3 protein-coding genes and 1 pseudogene are annotated in these 3,333 nt (G+C 38.5%); 1 reads left to right on the top strand and 3 read right to left on the bottom strand.

The features are described from left to right. The first annotated feature begins 454 nt into the window (after positions 1 to 454). The gene (locus tag QUA53_RS28750) at positions 455 to 928 is read left to right on the top strand and encodes a hypothetical protein (protein WP_333101203.1); all 474 of its coding nucleotides are present in this window, start codon (positions 455 to 457) and stop codon (positions 926 to 928) included. Positions 929 to 1,417: 489 nt separating this feature from the next. On the opposite strand, the gene QUA53_RS28745 is transcribed toward QUA53_RS28750, so the two are convergent. From QUA53_RS28745 to QUA53_RS28735, 3 genes and pseudogenes are all read right to left on the bottom strand, one after another. Further along, positions 1,418 to 1,963, bottom strand: coding sequence for an ATP-binding cassette domain-containing protein (locus tag QUA53_RS28745; protein ID WP_333101201.1), 546 nt, complete (start codon positions 1,961 to 1,963; stop codon positions 1,418 to 1,420). Between the two features lie 594 nt (positions 1,964 to 2,557). Further along, a complete protein-coding gene (locus QUA53_RS28740; RefSeq protein ID WP_333101199.1) occupies positions 2,558 to 3,061 on the bottom strand; it encodes a transposase in 504 nt (167 codons plus the stop codon). A gap of 74 nt (positions 3,062 to 3,135) precedes the next feature. Further along, positions 3,136 to 3,333, bottom strand: a pseudogene (locus QUA53_RS28735) (hypothetical protein); the annotation flags it as partial.

Raw genomic sequence — 3,333 nt, 5'->3', positions numbered from 1 at the left:
AATTTATCGTTAGAAGTAGCCCGTGATTTTATTCTCCATTACCTGAATCAAAAAGTAGGTCTAAAAGCTGAATATTAACTAACCGCTAAGTTCCTATTAATATCCTCGCAAAAACTCTGCATTTAAGGGATTTTTGCAATTGTTTGTGATGGCAAAAATTAGACCTGCCAAATGAATTCCGTAATTTTAGCACTTGCTTCATATTTGGGCTGATTTGTCAATGCGTAAGTCCTAGAAACAACCCAAGAGTTGTCAAAAAACCTGTGGAAAAATTTAACTCGAAAAAAGTTAAATACAGAGGTATCAATACTTCGGACAGTTTTTAAAGAGGGATGCGATCGCAATAAAACAGAGAAGTGAAAAAAGTGAGTGCAATCTGAACCCAAAATAAACAGAAAAAAAGGCACTCTTTTCGGTTAAGCTATAAAAATATGCAAGCTCAACAGATTGCCTTATGAATATCATGGAATCAATATTACAACAAATGCCAGGAATTAGTCAACCCCAAAAGAAGTTTTTAATCACTTTATTCTCAACTATTTTACTGAGCTATGGTAAAATCAACTTTACCAATCTCAGTCGTTATAGTTGTTTGAGTGAAAAAACCTACCGTCGTCACTTTATCAAAAGCTTTAACTTTCCACAATTTAATCAATATTTCCTCGAACAAGCCTTAAATCCTGAACACACAGTTATTGCTGTTATTGATTGTTCTTTTTTAATAAAAAGTGGCAAGAAAACTGACGGTAAGGCTTATTTTTATAATGGTGTAGCTGGTAAATCAGAACAGGGTTTGGAAATTTCTGTAATTTCTATTGTGGAAACTGAGACTCGTTTATCTTATAGCTTAAGCGTGCAACAAACTCCATCACGTCCTCAAATAAAGCCCGTGAAAAAACTGACACAAAAACCGAAGAATAGCTGGTAAAAAAAAATCTCGCAAAAAACAGGAGTCTCAAAGCTCAACGCTTGAAATCACAAGAGTTGATGACTATGCAAAACATTTGAAAAATACTCGTTGTTTCTTCCCAACTTCTGTACGTTATTTGGTGGCTGATGGCTATTATTATCGCTCTCAATTCTGGGCTGCTGTGCGGGAGTTGAATTTAGACTTTATTGGCAAGTGAGCGAGTTGATGCTAATCTACGCTATCTTTAGACAGGCGAACAAAATAAACTGGGAACTCCTCGAAAATATGATGGTAAGGTTGACTGCCAAGATCTAAGTCGTCTTAACTTTGTCAAATAAAACCGGGAGTTTCATTATATACATTATTAGTCTGGAGTTGTTGTTTGAATTGCCAAATTAGGTTGGCTTGTATCTCTGAAGTTCAAGCCAACGGCAAAATCAAAAATGCTTTATTATTTAGCACTGATATTCATCTACCACCTGATACCAATTTACTATGAAGCTGCATTTAATATAACGTTAAGGAGATAGTTCCAACAAGAAAGACATCAGCCTCATTTAGTGTATCTTCATAGTGAATTGGTATTAACAGGTCTAAATGATTTGTTGGCTCATCTAACAACAGAATATCAGGCTGCTTCGATAGAGCGATCGCCAACCAAAGTTTCGTCAGTTCTCCGCCGCTCACTGTGCTCAGAGGCTGAGATAGGGAGACTTCCGAGGTAAACTTCTCCTCTAGCAACGTCGTCACCGTCCACCAGTCATCCGAATGAGAAGCGATCCAGTCCAGTACCAATTCATTCGATGCAGACAGATTCAGGGTACTGACTTGAGGCAGATAGTAAACACTACCTGTCCTCGCGACTGTGCCAATCTGCGGGATTAGTTGTCCGGCAAGTAGCTTGAGCAAGGTCGATTTACCGCTGCCGTTGCGACAGACTAAGCCAATGCGCGAGCCTTCATGAATAGCAACAGTGATATCTGCGAACAAAGTCCGTGTGGGTGCGACTTCGCAGGTCAAATTAGCTGCGTTGAGAATTGCTTTCTTTTGCATATTTCTGCTCCATCTTGGTTTGCTGAGCCGTCCTCGTAGTGCTGGACGCTCGGATCGCAGTACGATCGATAGGTCGCTACCCAATTCAAATCTTTGGCTTTCGTAGTTTTTAAAGCACAAAGTGTTAGAAATCGATCGGGATGGGTTAGCAACCAGCAGTTAGCTTCATGGCAGTAAGAATTGATAGACTACAACAAATTACATTGTATTACACGAGTTTTACGTTGTCAAGCCACAAATGTTTTGAATTCTGCGGTACAACTCACATCTTCACCATTTTCAAGAACAGGCTTTCCGACCTGTGAAGCGAAGAGTAGATTTTCTTGTGGAACAGGCTCTCCGGCCCGTTCATAAAAAGCTTATTGACAATGGTGGAACATCTCAGGTACCGCGGATAAAGTCTTGGACGCAAGGAATCTATTTTGACACCATCTGTAGTGGTAAGGTGTGTATTGTACACCATACTGGCTCTTCCTTACTTACTGTGCTAATTTATCTAAAAATAATGGCACAAATTCTTATCTAGCAAAAATTTATGGTCTTGTTGTAGTTAATTTTAGCCGTTTTTTATAAAATTCAGACATATAGCGTTTCTCAGAAAGATGAGGTACAATAACAGCAGTGAGTAAACCAATTCCTCATATCGGATAATGTAACTTGATTGAAAGCAAACTCTATGGCTTTTGCTAATTCTCGATAATTAGTCGTCTTGATAGAACGGAGAATGTTTTTAAGTTTTGACCAGAAATGTTCAATTGGCGAGAAGTCGGGCGAATATGGTGAGAAGTATATTAATTTTGCCCCTTTCTTTTTGATGGCTTTTTCTATTTCTTCGCTTGTGTGAATAGTACAATTGTCTATCACTACACAAGCACCTTTCCAGAGTTTGGGTACGAGCTTTCGGATGATAAAAGCCTCAAATGTAATTGTATCATTTGTACCTATTAAGTTGACTGATGTTAGGACTTCATTGACTGATATAGCTCCAATTATTGAGACATTTTCCCCCCGTTTATTTGGTTTTTGTCCCCGAGCCCTTGAACCTTTTTTCATACCTAGCATATAACCTAACCATTGCCAAATTGACTCCTGATTCATCAATGAATATTAAGTCTTTAAAACAAACTTCTCGGACTTTTTGCCAGAACTCATATCGAAGGCCCTGAACTCTGTCAGTGCCTTTTGCGCTCGGAAAGAGAGTTTTTTTTTAAAGTCATGTTTAAGAGTTTTGTCATTCTTCCCATCGTTGCGGAGCTGATGGTAAAACCAATTTTCTGGTACAGTTTAGGACGAAGTTCTTCGAGAGTTGCATCATTATTTTCTTCAATCACTTCGGCTAAAATCAGTAGTTGTTCTGCATTCAGTTTCAA

Origin of the sequence: Microcoleus sp. Pol12B3 (assembly GCF_036701355.1) — a bacterium.
Taxonomy (GTDB): Bacteria; Cyanobacteriota; Cyanobacteriia; order Cyanobacteriales; family Microcoleaceae; genus Microcoleus.
The sequence above is the reverse complement of the archived record's forward strand: the minus strand, read 5'-3'. Positions and strand labels throughout refer to the sequence as shown.

Bases quoted from the DNA above. Each gene is read 5' to 3' on its own strand.
- QUA53_RS28750 (WP_333101203.1), top strand. From the start codon at position 455: ATGAATATCATGGAATCAATATTACAACAAATGCCAGGAATTAGTCAA.
- QUA53_RS28745 (WP_333101201.1), bottom strand. From the start codon at position 1,963: ATGCAAAAGAAAGCAATTCTCAACGCAGCTAATTTGACCTGCGAAGTC.
- QUA53_RS28740 (WP_333101199.1), bottom strand. From the start codon at position 3,061: ATGAATCAGGAGTCAATTTGGCAATGGTTAGGTTATATGCTAGGTATG.